Raw genomic sequence first — 20117 nt, forward strand, 5'->3', positions numbered from 1 at the left:
TCTTAATACCCTAAAATCCATACCAAATCCCTCTTTTTTAAGTTTCTTCGCTTCTACCGTAATGCTAACCTTAAAATTATGTCCGTGCATCCCGCAGCATTTTCCACGGTAACCGTCTAAGTGATGCGCCGCCGAAAAATGCGTTTCAGTTGTTATATTCCACATAAGGATTGATTATTCATCTTCCCTTAGATTTCTTCTTCTTTTGCTTGTAAACGCCATTATACCGACTATTGCCGATAAACATACCATTATACCTATTAATATCAGGGTTTTATTATTTTTATCCATATTTACGTTCACGGCTCTCTGCCCTTTTTCTGCATCAACGGAAGCTTTCCATATTTTTTCAAACTCATTGCTGAATATTTTTGCAACTTCCGGATTTTTAATTACCATAATGTTTTCTCTGTTCTTCTCATCCGCCGACCTTGTCCAGTTAAACGACCCCGTAACCAATACCGTATCATCTATTACCGCAAACTTATTGTGCATCAAACCGTCTCTCGTATCGTACCTTACAGGTATATTATTTTCCACAAGTTTGATACTTTTATTATACTTACCCATTTTTTGACTCTTGTCAAGCACTACTCTGATATTCACTCCTTTCTTCTTACTTTTACATACTTCATTTGTTATATCGTTATCCGTAAAATAATACATTGCTACAAGTATTTCTGTCTTTGCATTTTTAATTTCATCTATAACGGAATTTTTACATCCACCGTGAGGGGAAAAACATACTCCAATCTCAGTATTATACCCAAACAATATCCCGGCTAAAACAAACAATGAATACATCTTTCAGAATAATTTTTCTATTTCCTTTTCCTTCAATGACTTAATCACCTAATTACCAATGCCCTTTTTCTTTCCCCTACACCTTCTTAAGAGCATTTTTTATCAATTCTTCCAGTGTTTTACCCGAGACCTGGCCAACAATATCTCTTGCTTTTTTAGGCGCAATTCCTAACCCAACAAGCGCCTGTATTGCATTCCCTTCTATACTATTCTGTATTTTCTCTTCTTTATATCTATTTTTTAATTCAAAAATCAATTTCTGCGCTCTCTTCCCACCTATTCCCTTAATTGAAGCAAGAGTTTTATCATCTTCGTTTACTATGGCAGACTTAAATAATTCAAAACTTGTACTCGATATCATTCTTATAGCTGTTTGAGGCCCTATGCCTTGGACAAGCAGCAAATCCCTGAAAAAAATTCTTTCCCCGGGAGTTTTGAATCCGAATAACGTAACCTGTTCATTAGTAAAATTAAAATCAACGTGTATGAGAATTTTCTCTTTGCTTCCTATCTCTCCTAATTTTTCATAAGTAGATAACGGAATATTTATATTAAAAGCAATATTTCCCGCTTCAAGAACTAAATTTGTAGGTTCTTTTTGGGCAACCTTTCCTTCCATCCATTCTATCATCTATTTTCTCCCGGTTACTGGTACTCCCTAAAAATCGCTATCCCTCAATCCTCTTTCTTCTCTTTCCACATCTCTCTTTTTCCCTGTATTATCTGTGGTTTTCCTTTTTTTATTTTTTCATTCCGCAATCCCCATTCCCTGCCTACCGGCAGGCAGGCAAAATCCAAATTTCTTAAATATTTATTTTATCCTTGAAAAAAATATTCTTGAATTTTCTTCTCGCATTCTATAACATAAAGCGCACGCGAGCGCATCTCCGACATCCAGCGAAGGGAGTATTTTCATACCCGTTAATCTTTCTACCATACTATGTATCTGGTCTTTTGATGCCCTGCCATTACCGGTTACGGCCATTTTTATTTCCGCAGGCGAATATTCCTTTATTTTTATTCCCATATCCGCAGCCGCAAGTAAAAGAACTCCCCGCGCATGTGAAAGCTTACTAAAAGTGCCAAAGTTTTGTTTATAGAAAACAGTCTCATATACAGCTATCTCAGGAGAATATTCCTGCATTACCATTTTCATTCCATCATAAAGAACTTTCAGACGCTCGGCCAAGGGCATCTTTTCCGTAGTCTCGCATATTCCACATTTAAGAATTTTATTAGTTTCTATGATTGCGTAACCTGTGGTTCTCAGTCCGGTATCTATGCCTATAATCCTCATAAGTTAAATTAAATATTAGAAATCAAAAATCAAACATTTTTTACGTTTTGTCTTTTTGATATTTGATATTTAATTTTTGATATTGCCCGTTTCTTCCTATTCTTTTCTATTAACTATTTACTGTTAACTATTAACTTTTTTTACCTACCCTTGGTGTGCAGTCAAGAACTCATCAGGTATATCAAAATTGGCGTAAGCTTTTTGTACGTCTTCTTGTGCTTCAAGCTCATCCATAAGCTTTAATATTTGTTCTGCCGCTTTTGCGCTTTCCACTCTTATGGTAGTCTGCGGTATTTTAGTAATTTCTGCTTCTTTATACTTTATATTTTCTTTGGTTAAAGCCGCTTTTACTGCCTCAAATTTGTCAAGAGGCGTCGTAACGACAAAAATATCCTCTTCAAGACTTACATCATCTCCGCCATTTTCAATACAAACATCTATTAATTTTTCTTCCGTTGCTTCTGTTTTATCTATAAATATATGACCTTTATCTACAAATTGCCACGCCACACATCCGTTTGAACCAAGGTTCCCGCCGTGTTGCGCAAATATATGTCTTATTTCCGATGTAGTTCTGTTTTTGCTGTCCGTCACCGTTTCGACAAGCACTGCTACTCCCGCAGGGCCATATCCTTCATAGTTCAACGCTTCATAACTAACGCCCTCTAATTCGCCTGTTCCTCTTTTAATAGCTCTTTCCGTATTATCTTTGGGCATACCGGCAGATTTGGCAACCTCAAGAGCAGTTCTGAGTTTTGGGTTCATATCCGGATTTCCGCCGCCTTCTTTCGCCGCAAGAGTAATGTCTTTAATGATTTTTGTAAACAATACTCCTTTTTGCGCGTCTGCCTTCCCCTTTTTTCGTTTTATCGTAGACCATTTTGAATGTCCTGACATAATTATCCTCCTTTTATTTTAGTCCTTTAACCTGTTCAATAAATTTAACGAGATGTTCTATCCGAACAGCCCATATTTTTTTCCCTTTTTCTTTGGATGCTTTAGTCGGGTCCCCTATTGCGCCTGTTACCGATATTTCTTCTGTCTTAAATACCCACGGAACATAGTGTTTATCGTCAAACCGTAAATATGAACTCGGAAAATTTAATTTAGTTTTCTTTATTTTATCTTTATGAACTAAATGTTCCCTGTTAGCTAATGAAGTAGATGTTTCATATTCCCCGGAATGTGTATCATCAGGTGTCTTTATTATCTCATTTACTTCTTTGGAAGTTATTTCCCCCGAATCTATGAATATTCTAAGATCTTTTTCGTAATTCAGTTTTTGCGCCGCGCATACAATAGCCGCTTTGTTCCCACCGTGGCCATTTATAATAAGTATTTTCTTTACTCCATAACCGGCAAGAGAACATCCTATCTCATAAACAATTGCTGAAAGCGTATCAGGTGAAATTGATATAGTCCCGGGGAAAGCAAGATGATGATACGAAACCCCGTAATTTATAGGTGGTAACACAATAGGTTTCGGAGATTTTACCTTTTCCGTAACTTCTATGGAAAGCCAGTATGCATCAAAAGAATCCGTGGAGACTGGCAAATGAAGACTGTGCTGTTCGGTGCTTCCCACAGGCAATATAACCATGTCCGTTGATTTAAATTTTTGCCCCGCTTCTTCCCAGGTCATTTCTTCAAGTAAAAACTTGTCTTTTTTCTTATCTCTTTTCATTTACCTTTTTATATACTATAATTACCATAAGTCAAGTTTTTTAGAGAATTCTTCATGGGAACATTATATTTGGATCTTAGGTTTTATTTGGTTACAGTCTCTTTTTTCCTGAAAGTAAATTACTATCGTCCCGAGCTTTTGGGGGGAGAGAATTTTATCCAGCTCAACTGGACTTGGAGTTTTGTCTTATAATCTTTTATCACCCCATTCAAATACTTTTCGTTCTTTTCTATATTATCTTCGCTGTCAAAATCTTTAACAAAATTTATTCCATTACGAACTACTTTTTTATATAATTCCGGACGCTTGATCAACATTTCTATTTTCTTTGCCAAATCTTCGGAATCATCCGGTGTAAACAAAAGGCAATTCTCCCCGTCATTTAATATTTCTTTACTTCCACCCGTTCCAGTCGCCACTACGACTAACCCGCCGGACATTCCTTCAACGATTACTCTCCCAAAAGGCTCATCCCATATGCTCGAAAACACTAAAATATCATAATTTTTATACATATCTAAAACTTTATTATGCGGATACTGTCCCACAAAACTTACACTTAATTTTTCTCGCTCTATAATTAATTTTAGTCCCTTGAGATATTCTTTATCAAAAGTCCCGCCAATTATAGAAAGATTACAATCGCATCCCTTTTGTTTCAGGGTGGGAAGCGCATTAATAATAGTGTGAACTCCCTTGTTTTTTATTACGGCTCCTACATATAATAATTTAACGGGAGGCGACAATGGAACAAACTCAGTTTTAGTATTTAAGTTTATTTTTAATCCATGATGATAAAATACCTGGGCTTCTTTCACTCCAAAACCATTTTTTAAATAAATATTTTTAATAAAATTGCTAATAAAATACATATACTTAAAATCGAAACAACTCGTATCTGTAGGCAATATGGATTCTATATTCAATTTTGTAACTAACCCGGACAATTTCAATTTAATACGCCTCGTAATAAAAAACCGGGGAGAATATTGCCAGTAGCTCAGCCATCTGTCATATAATCCGTTATCTATAAACCAGTAGTCTGCAATATCATACACTATTGGAATTTTCAGCAAATAAGCCTTTTTAAGTAAGGTTTTACTCAAAAAACGCATATTAAATATATAAATAACGTCGGGTTCTAATTTTTTAATTACTTTTTTTAACTCTATGGTTTCCTTTATATCCTTAAGAATCGTCTCCATAAATGAAACCGGAAACTTATGTTTATAACTGAAAACTCTATACACACCATTTTTTATTGAAATCTTATTTATCCCGTATGTGCTTGTTAATACAAAAACCTTATGCCCCCGTCTTTTCAATCCATTAAGAATGTTTTGAGCCCGCAATTCATATCCGCCCATATAGTATGGTGGGTAAAAATTAGAAATAGCCAGTATTTTCATCTTTAATTCATTCGTAACTTATAGTAAGAACTGTAAGTACTGTAAAAACTGTCCTACACTACGCTTCTGGATAGCAATCTCTAATGACTATCGTCAAAGAGCTTGCTATAATTTATTGTTACTAATTATACTGCCTGTTTCAGTTATTTCAGTTATTTCAGTTATTTCAGTTATTTCAGTTATTTCAGTTATTTCATCTATTACATTTATTACTACCCGTTATTTTTATACTTTACTTTTCGTCACGCTTATTAAGTTATTTAATTTAATACTCAGGATTTCAATTTTATCAAACAACAGTTTAGTATCTTGTTTTACAAATTCCAACTCTTTAGCAATTAGAATATGACTCTCAAGTTCACACAAAGAGCCTCTTGCATTGAGATAAAATTTATTTTTATCTAAGTAATGAAATCTACCAAATCCCTCCGCAATATTAGCGGGAACAGAAACAACCGCCCTTTTTATTTGAGAGGTAATATCATATATTTCTTCTTTAGGAAAAGATCCTGTAATTTTATAAACCTCTTTCACTATATCTTTCCCAATTTGCCAAACTTCAAGGTCAGAAAAATGTTTTATTTTTCCCATCTGCCCTCCCTATATTTTTTTCTATCTGTTACTATTTATTACATCTGTTACAGTTTTGACCATCTGTTTCTACTTATTTCAGTTTTTACAGTTTTTACAGTTTTTACATTTCTTATAACAAGCCCTTAGGCGACAGCCTTTAGGGATTGATATCCAGCTCAGCTGTGGCTGGACAACTCTTACAGTTCTTACAATCTGTTACAATCCGTTACTACTTGTTACAGTTCTTACAGTTATTACTGTCCGTTAATATAACACTCCAAACACTTCAACGCCACTTTATCCATAGTAAAGTTCTCCAATACAAATTTTCTTCCCTCTATACCCATTTGTTTTGCTGTTTCTTTATGCTTTGCCAGATAATCTATCTTTTCGGCAAGCGCCTTATTGTCACAACCGGGGACAACAAATCCGGTTTTTCCTTCTTTCACGACTTCGGGCATTGCCCCAACTTTTGTGCATATAACAGGAGTCTCGCAGAACATTGATTCCAGTAAAACAAGCCCCAACAATTCAGGACCTTTATGTTCATTCCCGTAAATATCTTTATATACGGAAGGTAAAATAGTAACAAGGGCGTTATTATACTCTTTCAATAAACTCTCATCGGGCACATCGGTTATGAACTCAACTTTTTCTTTATCGGCAATGTTTTCAAGATACTTAAAATATCCTTTATGTAAAGCGCTTCCAACAATATGAAGTTTTACATTAAGCGTATTTACCGCTTCTACAAGATAACTTATCCCTTTATGTGGCAAAATGCGCCCCACATAAAGAACGTAATCCTGTTTTTTATTTGGCAGGGGATAAAACTTTTTTTCATCTATACCAAGATATATTACTTCTTTTTTTGTTTTGAAATCATCAAAAAATTGTTTCCCAAATTCCGAAATCACAAGGAATTTATCAACCAGCCTGTCTAATTGTAACTCTTTATTATAATTCACAACCCGCCCGCCATAATCCGTTACAAATACTTTCTTCCCGAATAACCTGGCAACAAGTATGGAAAAATCCGTTGTTATGCTATAATATGGATGACAGTGCACAACATCTGCCCACCTTATTTCTGATAAGAACTTAAAATTAATTGGATTATTTCTCTCATGATTAAACAATCCTATATACGGATAGATTTTTATAGGTAATTTGTCATAATTCAAACTCCTAAATTCATTTCCAAAACTTATATACCTTGTTTCGCAATATTTCGCCATTGTTTTTGCCAGTTCAAGAGGCGCCCTCTCCCCTCCTCCCTGCAAAGACTTATCCACATCAAAAAATATAGGGGATATATGAAGAACTTTTAAATGTTTGTCATCAAACTTCGTTTTCGAATGAGTTTGAAAAAGTCCAACGACTTTAGATAAAATCAATAATAATAGTTTTATTGACCTTTCCCGGCATATTATCTCATTTATTCGCTTCCTCATATTCTTTATTCTCTCAATTTCCCCTTTTTTCTTAATGGAGTGCCGTATACTTTTTATCTCTTAAGTTCTCTTCAAATCCCTGTAAATCCTGTCCTATTTTTCTGTATTCTGTTATCTGTTATCTTTTTAACGTTCAAACATCAAACTGTCAAACATTCTTCGCACACACAATCCCAAGAAAATCCCCGTTTCTTACCGTAATGGGAAAAAATCTTGAGCCAAGGGAAAGCAAAAAATTCCAGATATGTAAATTCTGTGAAACGAAATCGGGAAACTCTATATGATGTTTTTTGTTAGGGTTAAATAGTCCCATTTGTGTGCTATCTTTCACTTTTATTACTTCCCCAAACTTACCAAAAACTTCTGAAAAACTTTTTTTATCAAAAGAATTAATATGCCCGTCCAGATAAAAAGTATGCAAACAATGCGGGCACAAAATCGTTCTTTTAGGTTGGTTATTCGGAACCGTAGCAACTACATATTTTTTAGATACACGCATTAGTTCTTTAACCGCGGACGAAAAATCTTCTATATGTTCCAAAGTTTCGCTACATATAACCGCATCGTAAGAATTATCCGCAAAAGGCAAATTATAAATATTACTCACTAAAAATGCTTCGCTATTGAAATGAGACTTAGCATACAAAACTCGCGGCAAGGCTATATCTACCCCCGCAACTTTATATTTATTGCTTAATTTATTGCATAACCACCCATCGCCACAGCCGACATCAAGAACGGTACTAACACGTTCGGGAATCAACTCGCTTATAAATTCACCTCTTACGTTTACAGGCTGTTCTTCCGGAATAAACCTCTTAAAATAAGCCTCTTTTTCATAAAACGCCTTCCAGTTTATATTCATTAAGTTACTTTTATTACAGCCCTTTCAGTTCTTACTACCTATTACAGTTCTTAGAGTTTTTGCAGTTCTTACGGTTATTACAATTTATTACAATCAATTTCATATACTATATCATCACCAAAATCTTTTATTAGAAGCTCTTGATTTGTTTTGTAGAGCTTCTTATGAAAATTTAATTCATTATTAGTATTTATTACAATCAATTTCATATACTATATCATCACCAAAATCTTTTACAAGAAATATTTTATCTTTATAAATCTGCAGCTCTTTTTCTACTTCATTCCAGCTTATCTGCCCATTTCTATAGGTTTTCAGAAAATCTTCTTTATGAATAACAACATATCTTACTTTCAACTTTCTTAAAAGTTCCACTGTAGCGTGAGATGGCAACTCATGCATATTTCGATTTATCACCGGATACTTTCTTGGGAAAACCCCAAAACCATTAACGAGTTTTTTCCAGTGATATGTTGAGTAATAAAGATATGTTATATCGTAAATTCTCGGCCATTCAGACATAGGCAATTCTATTATGGGGAAATCCCCTTTTTGTTCCCCAAGCCAATTATAGACTTGAGGAATTTCCTTGCCAACAGGAATCTTACAAAATTCAAGCGGGACACAAAAACATTCAACCAAAACAAAAGAACATATCGCCAAATAAAAGCATCTTACCCCTTTTTGTGATTTAATTCTCAAGTTTTGAATTTTAGCTGCTCCATATCCTGCAAGTACTGATATAGATAGCATTGTCATTACTCCAATTCTCGCTGATGCCCGAAGTCCCTTGAATCCCGGACAAAAATCGTACAAAAATGAATAAGGAGTCCACCAGTACCATATTTTTTTACCTGCAAGAAAAATAGACGGGCCAAGTGAAAGCAAAAAACCTAATATTCCAATAAAAAGATATAATCTTTGATTTTCCGGCATTGAAGAAAAAAAGTTAGTCCATTTTAATCGCCACTGTTTATCTATTATAAGCCGTATTATTATAAGCAACATAATAAAAATAATAGGTTTTCTCAGGGAATACGATATTCTACATTCCCCTATTAATAAATAAAGGGAATATCCTATTATTATAAATAAAATAATATTAAAACCCAACACAGCCCATTTTCTCAGTCTGCTTATTTTTAAGTCATAATTAGTTTTATACGAATTCCTGAGAGGTATCGCCCAAGGGCTCCGTATTTTAAAAAACATTATTATTAAAAAGATAGCTATCAATCCCGGGAATAATACTTTTTCACCAACGGCTCCTCCTAATATATTTTGCATTGTCGTAAAAAAATTACCGTATACTACACTGTTCCAATAAGGCAGAACCAAACTCAAGATATCGGCGGAATTCAATTCCGCCTCATATACACTGCGGAAATACCCTAATTCATTAGCTGCTTTTAAATAGGGGGAAAAAAGCGGTAAAAGAAAAATCATAATTACAATAAATGCTAATATTAATTTTCCCCATATCAATTTAATCCTATATCGTTCCTTAGAAAATAAAAAAATGATAATGGCAAAAATAGTCACTATAAAAAGGAATAACGCATAATATACACAGGATATAGCCTGCAAGATAAAAAACAATACACAAAGAAATAAATTTTTATAACTATATTCTTCAAAAAATTTATGAAGATAAAGGAAAACTAACGGTATCCAATACCCGCTTAATAAATTAAGATGGTTTATATGGGCAAACCGGAAATGAGAAAACATAAATATAATAGCAGACAAATAACCTGCATACTTATTCTTGGTTAAGTATGAAACCAATAAATATAACCCAAAGCCCGATAATACAAACGATAAAAACACGGCAAAATTATAGATAAAAATAGGGTTATTAGAAAATAATCTTGCAGGTAAAGCAATTAATCCAATCCCTAATAATCGTTCCGAATAAGTCAAAGCATGATTTTCAGGGTAAAACATATTTGCGTTCCAAAAACCATGAAATCCTGTCATAATCTTATGCTGACACCATGCCAGATCCCATGTCTGGAATAATGGCTCCCTAACACTAACCGTAACAGAATTACCCATTTTTAGAATCAACGGATACGTCATCACTGCCGTAAGCACACAAAAAATGAGAAATGGTATCAGATACGTCTTAATCCAACTTTTATATTTCATCTCTGTCCTTCTCTGCTAACTTAGTAATAACTGTAATGACTGTAAAAACTGTCCTACACTACGCTTCTGGATAGCAAGCTCTAATGACTATCGTCAAAGAGCTTGCTATAATTTATTGTTACTAATTATTACAATCAACTTCATATACTATATCCGAACCAAAATCTTTTATTAGAAGCTCTTGATTTGTTTTGTAGAGCTTCTTATGAAAATTTAATTCATTATTAGTATTTATTATAATCAACTTCATATACTATATCCGAACCAAAATCTTTTACGGGAACTATTATATCTTTATACAACTGTAATCGTTCATCTATTGCATTCCAATTTATTTGCTCAGAATAATAAGAATCAAGAAAATCCTTTTTATGAATAACAATATATTTTACTTTTAAAGACTTTATCTCATTTATCGTTGTTTCTGAAGGGAATTTAACCATACGGACTTTCATAGATTCATAACCTACAGGTGAAAATCCGCTATACCCGTTAACAAGTTTTTTCCAATGGTATACTGAATAATACTCATACTTCGTATCATATTGACGGGGACCAATAGACATTGGCAATTCTATTATTGGGCAATCTCCTTTTTCTTTTGCAAACCAACTATAAACTTGAGGAATTTCTTTTCCGAGCGGTATTTTGTGAAGTTTAAGAGGACCACAAAAGTTTTCGACTAAAACAATAAAACACAACACTAAATAAAAATAATTTACGGAACGACGTGATTTAAGTTTTAAGTTTTGAATTTTATTTGCTCCATATCCTGCAAGCACTGATATTGCTAACAACACAAACAGTCCAAATCGTCCCGGCATCCTGATGCCGCTATATCCCGGAAAATACTCATAAAGAAACGCATAAGGTGTCCACCATGCCCATATTTTTCTACCTGCAAGAAAAATGGAAGGTCCGAGTGAAAGCAGAAATCCTAAAATTCCAAAAAAGAAATACACTTTTTGAGTCTCCGACATTGAAGTAAAAAAACTTTTCCACTTTATAAGCCACTGTTTATCTATTGCTAATCGTATTATTACGAGTAATAAAATAAAAATAATTGGTTTTCTCAAAGAATATCCCCCGGTATAAGCGTCCAACAATGAAACCTTTTTCCAGATAATAATATAAACACTTATAACCAGAGAAAAGAACATAAGCGAATTAAATACGAATGGAATCCATTTCTTGTACGGAACTTTAATTTGTTGATATTTATTCTTTTTAAACACCGCTATTGCAAGCAGAAAAGCGATTATACCGGGAAATAGAGTAATTTCCCCTGCTTTACCTCTGTTTTCTAATACCCCTTGTATTCCTAATGAAATTTTGCCGTAAATAAAACTATGTTTATAAGGTCTTATATAAGATAGTATGTCTGCAGAAAACGTTTCATTTTGAGAAACATTCATACATACTCCCGTTCCTTTTTGAAGCAGCATATAAGGATACGCAACCGGGAAAATAAAAACAGCAATTACCACGGCAGCCAGACAAAGTTTTAGCAATATTTTATAATTTTTTCCCTGTAAAATCAAATAAAAACAGCAGAAAAAAGCCACAAAAATGGGAAGGAACAAGGAATAATAGCAACTGCTCCAACTCTGCAATATAAAAAAGAATATAAAAAGAAACAAATTTTTCCACTTATGGGTATCAAAAAACTTATGCAAATACAAAAAGATAAAAGGCATCCATTCCATAGTTAATATTTGAAGATGAGCTATTTGAGCAAACCTGAAATGGGAAAATGCAAATATAATTCCTGACAGGATGCCTGCATATTTATTTTTGGTGAGATACAGAACCAAAAGATACATCCCAAAACCTGAAAGTATAAATGATAATAAAAAAGCAAAATTATGTGTAAGAATCGGGTTTTTAAAAATCACTGCGACAGGGAATGATAATAGCGCTACTCCTATCATATGGTCAGAATATGCTAATGTATTGCTATAGGGATAAAATATATTAGCGTTCCAGAAATTATGTAATCCTGTAATAATTTTATGTTGAACCCATTCTACGGTCCATGTAGTAAATAACTGGTCTCCTCCCCACCACAACAAAGAATTGTTCATTTTGAGGACTAATGGGTACGTCATTACTATCGCAAGCCCACAAAAAATAACAAAAGGTATTAAATATTTTTTAATCCACATTCTTTTATAACTCATAGTTAAGTACTGTAATTACTGTAAAAACTGTCCTACACTACGCTTCTGGATAGCAATCTCTAATGACTATCGTCAAAGAGCTTGCTATAATTTATTGTTACTAATTATACTGCCTGTTTCAGTTATTTCAGTTATTTCAGTTATTACATCTATTACATTTATTATAGACAAGCCCTTAGGAGTTTTACTCCTTAGGGATTTCTATCCAGCTCAGCTGGACTTTTATTACAGTTATTCACCACCCGCTTCAAGTACTCTTCAATCCTACTCCCCATCACCTCAATATCAAAATTCTCTTTTACAAGTTTCACTCCGTTTCCTATTAGTTTACGGCACAAATCAGGATTTCCAAGAAGCAACTCTATTTTCTCTGCTAAATCATCAGGATTATCCGGCTTAAACAAAAGACAATTTTCTCCGTCTTTTAAAACTTCTTTGCTTCCGCCTGTGCCTGTGGCAATAACAGTTAAACTGCTTGCCATTGCTTCTATAAACACTCTTCCAAAAACTTCATCAACTATGCTCGGGAAAATTAAAATATCGTGCTTAAAGTAAATATTTTGTATAACTTTATAATCTACTTGTCCTAAAAATTTAACGGGCAAGTTCTGTTTGTTGATGATTTTATGAAGTTCTTCCCCATATCCCTTATCTATTATAGGGCCTACTATAGACAAACTGACATTACATTTCATTTGAATTAATTTTGCAACTGCATAAACTGCCGTATGAACACCTTTGTATTTAGCTACTCTTCCGACATATAATAATTTTATTAAATTATCTTTATTAATCGTTTTTATCCTTTTTTGAAATTGTTTTATATCTACAATACCATCATAAAGTATCTCCGATTTATCCCAGAGAAAATTGTCTTTACAATATTGTTTATATTGAAGTTTAAGGAAATCACTGCCAAAAGAGGCATACTTTATTATCATATTTTTAGAATCTACAGAAGTAACTTTCTTAGCATATTTTTTAAAGAAATCTTTTGTAATTAATCCCAAAAATTTCTGCTTCATATATAATAAAATTTTATCTTTAGAACTATTATATTTCCAGTAAGCTAACCAGTTATCAACCATCCAGTCAAACGCAAACCAGCCTCCCGAGAAATGATACACAGCAGGGATATCCAACTCCTGTATACTTACTAATAAGGATTTGCTCAATCCCGCCATATCAAACACATACAATAAATCCGGCTTAAAATTAGAAATTATTCTTTTAAGGAAACGGTTATCCCCGATATCTCTTTTTATAGTCTCTTTTAATGAGACAGGGGTTTCGGGAGCCTTATATCTATATGAAAGCAAACGATGGATTTTACCATCCGAAGATGGTTTTTCAACCCCATAAACACTTGTTAAAATTTGTATATCATATCCTTTTGAGGCAAGGAACTTAATAATCATCTGGCATAATACTTCATATCCACCAAACGAATAAGGCGGGTAGAAGTTTGATATGACAAGTATTTTCATTCGTTTATCCATAGTAATTTATTGTAACTCATAGTAAAAAATGTAATTACTGTAAAAACTGTCCTACACTACGCTTCTGGATAGCAATCTCTAATGACTATCGTCAAAGAGCTTGCTATAATTTATTGTTACTACCTGTTACTTTTATTACTTTTATTATTTTTTTTACTTTTATTACAGTCATTACTATTTATCCCCCACTCTATTTCAATAATAGCATTGTTTTTATCGCTTCTTCTCTACAATGCACTATGTCATAAAAAGCGGAACTATCTAATTTATACCTTTCGGGATTAAACGCCCCGAATATTTCTATATTCATTTTCTTTGCTAATGACCTATAATATTCTTCCGTTTTAATAAGTATTTTATGATTTCCCTTACAAGTTATGTAATCAAATACCAATGGATGGTAAGGAGGTAAAAAGAAAATAATTTCCGTGTTTTGTTTCTTCAAATAAACTATAAATTTTTCCAATTTTTTAATTTCTAATTCTGACAATTCATTAACTCGATCCAATCCGTGAAAATTAGGGATCGTGTTTATAGAATATTTTACTTCTTCTGTAACTTGTTGAGGAGTTTTGTTCCTTTCCTTTTTATTACGAGATATTGAACCGTCTTTTAATATAGTTTGCTCCTCGTTTAATATTTTATCTGTTGGAAAATATTCTTTACTTTTTCTATTTAATAAAAAGTTCATTGATGCTCTAAAATAACTAATGGAAAAAATCTGGTTATATTTCCCGGGTATTATAGTTCTTTGCGAAACTTCTTTATTGTTAATTCCTAACTCTTTTAACATCTCAAAATACTCTAAACTTAATGACTTCCATTGTTCATTTTTATTATTTTCACTTAAAAACCAGGGTGCTAATCCTAATATGACTTTTTTAGGTTTAAATCCTTTCTTTTCATATAATCTGTAAATTGCAAGAAGTTCTTTTAAAGAAGCTGAGGCTACGCTATTATTAATTAACGTTTTAGGACAGAAGGAAACAGAACTAATTCCCATTGTCGTACTTGGTCCCAACACTACAATATCCGGACATTCTTTTAAACCTGTAATAAAATATTTTTGTAGTAATACATAATCGTAATTGTAAATACCTGTTACGTTCTTTCCTTCCAATAAATAATCCGCAATGCCTTTTACATATTGTTTACTGTTAAATAAATTGGCAGGGTCGACAAAACAATTAACCCCCGCTATCACAAACAAAACAGGGGAAAACAATAGCAATTTTTGTATAATCTTTTTCAAGTTTTTTTCTCCTTCTTAAAATTTAAAATAAATAAATTGTGACCTGTTAAATACTCCCAGGAATATTATTGAAAGTATTAGCATATAATAAATTGTCCACCGTATCCACAAAGGTTTTTCCGACAATATATGTCTGATACTTCCATATCGCCCCTGAATAAAATACACAGATTCCATAAAAACAATTGCCAATATCGCCTCTTTTTTCCCATTCATAGCAGAAAGGTCTAATCCATTAAAACTAAACAAATGTTTTATTATATAAATTGCGTCAGCAATATTATCCGCCCTGAAAAAAATCCATGCAAAAGATACCAGACTAAATGTAATTATTATCCGAATAAAGTTATGCAGCGCCGGAACTTTTTTTATCCTGAGTAGTTTTTCAATTCTCTTTCTTGGGGGGCTTGTCCAGGCTGAAAATATCAGATAAAACCCGTATAATCCACCCCATACTATAAAATTCCGGTTTGTGCCATGCCACATCCCACAAATTAAAAAAGTAACTGAGATTGCGATTAAGTAAACCCATTTATCTGCTTTAATATTAAAGTATCTTCCTTTCTTAAAAATTCTTGAAGTGGAATATGCTATAGGCAAATATATGTATTGCATAAGCCATGTTGATAAGCTAATATGCCATCTTCTCCAAAATTCTTTAATGGACTTGGAAGAATATGGTCTGTTAAAGTTTGGCGACAACTTAAAACCCATTATTTCTGCTGCTCCGATTGCAATATCCGTGTACCCGGAAAAATCCGCATAAATCTGGAAAGCAAAAAATACGGTAGCAATTATCAATGGGCCGCCTGAATAACCGGTGGGATTGTTATAAACCTGATTAACACTTATTGCCAATCTATCCGCAATTACGACTTTCTTAAAAAAGCCCCACGCCATTAATTTTAGGCCGTCAGTTACTCTTTTGTAGTTAAAAGAATACTCTTTATAAAATTGAGGTAATAAATTCCCGGCCCTTTCAATAGGACCTTGCGCTATTTTAGGATAAAACATAACAAAGGCAGCAAATATTCCTAAACGTTTTTCCGCTTTTATGTTTCCCCTGTAAACTTCAATAACATAACTTATATTTGAAAAGGTATAGAAAGAAAGCCCCAAAGGCAGAAGAATACTTAAATGACTTAAGCTTAAAAGCTTTATAATATATGTATCTTTGAAAAAATTAAAATACTTAAAAGCAACAAGTATCAAAACATTGGCAATAATACTGATAGAAAGAATTCTTTTTTTACGAGCACTGTCAGTATTTTCAATATATATACCTGCAAGGTAATTAAGAAGAACTGAAAGAAACAACGCATAAATATAAACCGGGATATAAGTTATGTAAAATACACAACTTGAGATCAGCAGTAACCCCCAACGGTACCTATGGGGGAACAAAAAGTACAATATAGTTACGACAGGGAAGAATATTAAAAACTCTATAGAATTGAATAGCATTTTTTTATCTCGTTAGTGCCTTATTGCCCCGCTAAAGCGGGATAAGAATTCCTAATCGTTATCACTCAAGGACTTCTAATAACTTATAATAATTTGTAGTAATTCATAGTAATTTATTGTCCCATTGAAGTTAGTTAATCCTGTAAATCCTGCTTGCCTACCGTTCTTTTTGGCAGGTCTTATTTTTCTGTATTCTGTTTTTTTCACTTTTCACTCTCACCCCTTAACTCTTCACTCTCCACTGTCCATTTTAGATATTCTTCAATTTGGCGCAAAGCGACCCTTGGCGGTGGTTACCAACTGCCCACTTTAAGTACTTTTCCGTTTCTTCAATCATTTTTTCAAACTCAAAATCTTTTCTCACACATTCAGCCCCGTTTTTGCCAAGTTTCTCTATTAAATCGGGATTTTTTATAAGCGATTCTACCTTTTCTGCCAAATCTTCGGCGTTATCCGGTTTAAAAACGAGAGAATTTTCCTTATCTTTTAATATTTCTGCGCTTCCTCCCGTAGGGGTTGATACTACGGCAAGCCCGCTACTCATCGCTTCCATAATTGTAAGAGAAAACGGTTCATCTTTTATTGTAGTGAAAAGCAATACATCATACTGAGGATAAACTTTTGGCATTTCTTCACAGGGAACAAGCCCTAAAAACTTAACGGGCAGTTTCTGTTGTTCAACCTTTTTATAAAGCGAATCAACGTATTCTTTATCCCTTACTCCGCCTGCAATTGACAACGTAACTTCATATCCTTTTTTTGTCAGAATATTAACGGCTTCTATTGCAGTATGTGCACCCTTATCGGGATGTAATCCCCCTGAGTATAATAATTTCAGGGGAACGATTGAACGATTATTTTGTGGAGTTATAAACTTTTTCGTATCAATCCCGCGATAAAAAATAGTAGCGGAACTGCAAGGAAAGCCGAATTCACTGTATTGGAATTTAAGAAATTTGCTTGTAAAATATGTATAATTAAAATTCAGACTGTATAAATCCACGGCAAACATTGACTTAAAATATTCTTTTAGGTCGGGCTGTGTAATCAGTCCAAGGAACTTCATTTTTATAAAAGAAACTAATTTATTTTTAACGGGAGACTGCCAGTAATTAAGCCAATTATCCACCATTTTATCGCACGCCAGCCAGTAATCCGAGATATCGTATACAACGGGAATATCAAAAGATTCTATAGTTTTTAAAAGGGATTTACTCAATGCGCCCATATTAAAAAGAAATAAAACATCCGGCCGGAGTTCATAAACGAGTTTCTTTAGTATGTCATTTTCACGGGTTTCTCTGTTTAGGGTTTTCTTAAAAGACATTGGCTTCTTTCCATAGTCAAAATAATGAGTAAGCTCCCTGTAAACATTATTCTCTATAGTAGAACAGGCATCTGGGACATCCCGCTCAAGCGGTGACCTGCCTGTTATCGGAATTTCCACGCCATAATTAGACGTTAAAACACTTACGTTATGTCCTTTACTTCTAAGGGAATCAACAATATCTTTGCAAACCAATTCATACCCGCCTATGTAATAGGGTGGATATAAGTTGGAGACTACCAGTATATTCAATTTTTTATCAATTGTATTGGTTATAGGCTCATATTCTTTAGTTTTTGTCAGAGGATAAAAGTGTCCATCTCTGACTTTATGTCCTATACTTCGGATTTTAAAATCCCCTTCTATAACCGAATCACTCTCTTGATATCTTCCATAGTAATATAAAAAATTATCCAATTTTTGCATTTTAAAGTTTTTATAAATTCTTATCCAGTAGTCGTAATCTGCCGCACTAAGAGCTCTGCCATCAAATCCACCTATAGTCTTATACACATTATATTTATATAAAAAACAAGCTCCAATACAGCAAAACCGTCTCAAATTATCGGGAGTATCTACTTTTTCTTTTGCAATAATCTCGTCTCTTTCATTAATGCAATAGTAATTAGAATACACGAAATCGATCTCTTTATTGGCTTCCAAAAAATCTACCATTATTTCTATCGCATCTTCCGTATAGTAATTATCATCCGAAGTCCAGGTTAGATATTCACCTGTACACAAAGTAAGTCCCTTATTATACGCCTTCGTAGCCCCAACATTTTCCTTCAATTCTATATATTTAATCCTGTCATCATTGCCTGCCTTGACGGCAGGCAGGTATGACTTTATTATTTCAGAAGTATTATCCGGAGATGCATCATTAATTAAAATCAACTCGATATTTTTATATGTTTGATTCAAACAGCTATCTATTGCTTTTTTAATAAGATGCGCCCTATTATAAGTAGCTAATACAATACTAACTTTTTTCATATAAATTAGATTATCCGTCTATAAATTGAGGTCTATCCTGGTTACTATCCCCTTTAGTTACATAATAAGTTTTCCACGGAATGATTGTTTTGCTTTTCCCTTTAATCCTAAAGTGTAATGCACTTCTCCATACATAAGGTTTCTTTTCCAAAGGTTGAAAACGCGATGGGAAAAAAATATTTCCTTGATTCGGTAATGGTTGGAGGGGAAAACCCATTTTAAGAAGCACCTTACCTATTTCCTGAGAAGGATTATAAAAATCTATAAAAGCTGATTTTTGTTTAATCCCAAATTCTATAACTTCTTTTAACAGGAAAGCGAGAGCATCGGTATTTCCCAATAATTCAAGGATTCTAATCACCGTTTCATTCCGTTCACGAACTTTTTCTAACCTAAAGACAATTAATCCTTCCCAACTTCCTGTTTTTTTATCCTTTGCCCCCAGAAATTTATAACTATATACGGGATGTTCAAAATAACGCCACTTAAGATAGTTGCTGTCCCGTTCTCCCCCAATAAAATTTTTAGAGATATGGTTTTTCCAAAACGAATCCCATAAAGAATCTATTGATGAAACAGTTGTATAATTTTTCTTAAAAATAAATTCTTTTTCCGTATATGTATATTTTTTTATAAACTTTTTTATTTCAGGCAACGGAATAAGAGTTTGACATTCACAAAACAAAGGAAAACATTTTTCGGGATTAATAACCAAAACCCAGCGAGGCATATCATCCAGTGTCTGGAAACCTAAAGTTTTATATATGTTTTGGACATCTTTCCCGACTTGCATAGCCCCAATAAAACTGAATCCTAATGAATATACTTTGTTTAACAATTCAAATCCATATCCCAGGCGGCGAACCTTCTCATCACATACCCAATGAGAAAGCCATACGGAAGAATAAGTATGTCCCCTGACATTTAATTGAAATGGAATAAGTCCCATCATACCGACTATTTTCCCCTTATGATAAACAAGTAAAACCGATAATATCTCTTTTTTACTATTCTTAAAACGAGAAGGCTTAAATTGCCAGCAAAGAAATTTTTCATTTAAAACTAACGCATAGTCTCGTCCCCATATTTTTTCAATATATTTCCTCAATTCAGGGATTTCTTTCTCGGAGCACAGGAAAATTCCGTTTTTATCCATAATATA

Annotated in this window: 17 protein-coding genes; all 17 read right to left on the reverse strand. The window is 33.5% G+C overall.

Annotated features, from left to right (window positions below):
- Window positions 1-174: 174 nt before the first annotated feature.
- The 17 genes from WC614_10420 to WC614_10500 all read right to left on the reverse strand — a co-directional run bounded on the left by WC614_10420 (window position 175) and on the right by WC614_10500 (window position 20111).
- Window positions 175-804, reverse strand: coding sequence for a phospholipase D family protein (locus tag WC614_10420; GenBank protein ID MFA5033420.1), 630 nt, complete (start codon window positions 802-804; stop codon window positions 175-177).
- Window positions 805-880: 76 nt separating this feature from the next.
- The gene (ruvA, locus tag WC614_10425; protein ID MFA5033421.1) at window positions 881-1435 is read right to left on the reverse strand and encodes a Holliday junction branch migration protein RuvA; all 555 of its coding nucleotides are present in this window, start codon (window positions 1433-1435) and stop codon (window positions 881-883) included.
- 180 nt (window positions 1436-1615) lie between these two features.
- The gene (locus WC614_10430) at window positions 1616-2101 is read right to left on the reverse strand and encodes a crossover junction endodeoxyribonuclease RuvC (GenBank protein ID MFA5033422.1); all 486 of its coding nucleotides are present in this window, start codon (window positions 2099-2101) and stop codon (window positions 1616-1618) included.
- 144 nt (window positions 2102-2245) lie between these two features.
- Window positions 2246-2998: a YebC/PmpR family DNA-binding transcriptional regulator gene (locus tag WC614_10435; GenBank protein MFA5033423.1), complete on the reverse strand. Its 753-nt coding sequence runs from the start codon at window positions 2996-2998 to the stop codon at window positions 2246-2248.
- A gap of 13 nt (window positions 2999-3011) precedes the next feature.
- The gene (locus tag WC614_10440) at window positions 3012-3785 is read right to left on the reverse strand and encodes a creatininase family protein (GenBank protein MFA5033424.1); all 774 of its coding nucleotides are present in this window, start codon (window positions 3783-3785) and stop codon (window positions 3012-3014) included.
- Between the two features lie 122 nt (window positions 3786-3907).
- Window positions 3908-5194, reverse strand: a complete 1287-nt coding sequence (locus tag WC614_10445; protein ID MFA5033425.1) for a glycosyltransferase family 4 protein — start codon at window positions 5192-5194, stop codon at window positions 3908-3910.
- Between the two features lie 225 nt (window positions 5195-5419).
- Window positions 5420-5785 (reverse strand): four helix bundle protein, encoded by a 366-nt coding sequence (locus WC614_10450; protein MFA5033426.1) that lies wholly within the window; start codon window positions 5783-5785, stop codon window positions 5420-5422.
- 236 nt (window positions 5786-6021) lie between these two features.
- On the reverse strand, window positions 6022-7221 hold the full coding sequence (locus WC614_10455; protein MFA5033427.1) for a glycosyltransferase family 4 protein: 1200 nt from the start codon (window positions 7219-7221) through the stop codon (window positions 6022-6024).
- A 148-nt stretch (window positions 7222-7369) separates the two neighbouring features.
- Window positions 7370-8086: a class I SAM-dependent methyltransferase gene (locus WC614_10460; protein MFA5033428.1), complete on the reverse strand. Its 717-nt coding sequence runs from the start codon at window positions 8084-8086 to the stop codon at window positions 7370-7372.
- Window positions 8087-8269: 183 nt separating this feature from the next.
- On the reverse strand, window positions 8270-10237 hold the full coding sequence (locus WC614_10465; GenBank protein ID MFA5033429.1) for a hypothetical protein: 1968 nt from the start codon (window positions 10235-10237) through the stop codon (window positions 8270-8272).
- Between the two features lie 121 nt (window positions 10238-10358).
- Window positions 10359-10487, reverse strand: a complete 129-nt coding sequence (locus tag WC614_10470; GenBank protein ID MFA5033430.1) for a hypothetical protein — start codon at window positions 10485-10487, stop codon at window positions 10359-10361.
- Window positions 10462-12417 (reverse strand): hypothetical protein, encoded by a 1956-nt coding sequence (locus WC614_10475; protein MFA5033431.1) that lies wholly within the window; start codon window positions 12415-12417, stop codon window positions 10462-10464. Before WC614_10475 ends, WC614_10470 begins: the two co-directional genes overlap by 26 nt.
- A gap of 191 nt (window positions 12418-12608) precedes the next feature.
- Complete coding sequence (locus WC614_10480; protein MFA5033432.1) at window positions 12609-13916, reverse strand: glycosyltransferase family 4 protein; 1308 nt, start codon at window positions 13914-13916, stop codon at window positions 12609-12611.
- Between the two features lie 190 nt (window positions 13917-14106).
- Complete coding sequence (locus tag WC614_10485) at window positions 14107-15168, reverse strand: hypothetical protein (protein ID MFA5033433.1); 1062 nt, start codon at window positions 15166-15168, stop codon at window positions 14107-14109.
- Between the two features lie 15 nt (window positions 15169-15183).
- Window positions 15184-16632, reverse strand: coding sequence for an MBOAT family O-acyltransferase (locus WC614_10490; protein MFA5033434.1), 1449 nt, complete (start codon window positions 16630-16632; stop codon window positions 15184-15186).
- 250 nt (window positions 16633-16882) lie between these two features.
- Complete coding sequence (locus WC614_10495; GenBank protein ID MFA5033435.1) at window positions 16883-18955, reverse strand: glycosyltransferase; 2073 nt, start codon at window positions 18953-18955, stop codon at window positions 16883-16885.
- Window positions 18956-18965: 10 nt separating this feature from the next.
- Entirely contained in the window at window positions 18966-20111 is a 1146-nt protein-coding gene (locus tag WC614_10500) for a GNAT family N-acetyltransferase (GenBank protein ID MFA5033436.1), read from the reverse strand.
- Window positions 20112-20117: the final 6 nt, after the last annotated feature.

Source organism: bacterium (assembly GCA_041649255.1).
Classification (GTDB): Bacteria; Hydrothermota; UBA3073; order JACQXS01; family JAQTXJ01; genus JAQTXJ01.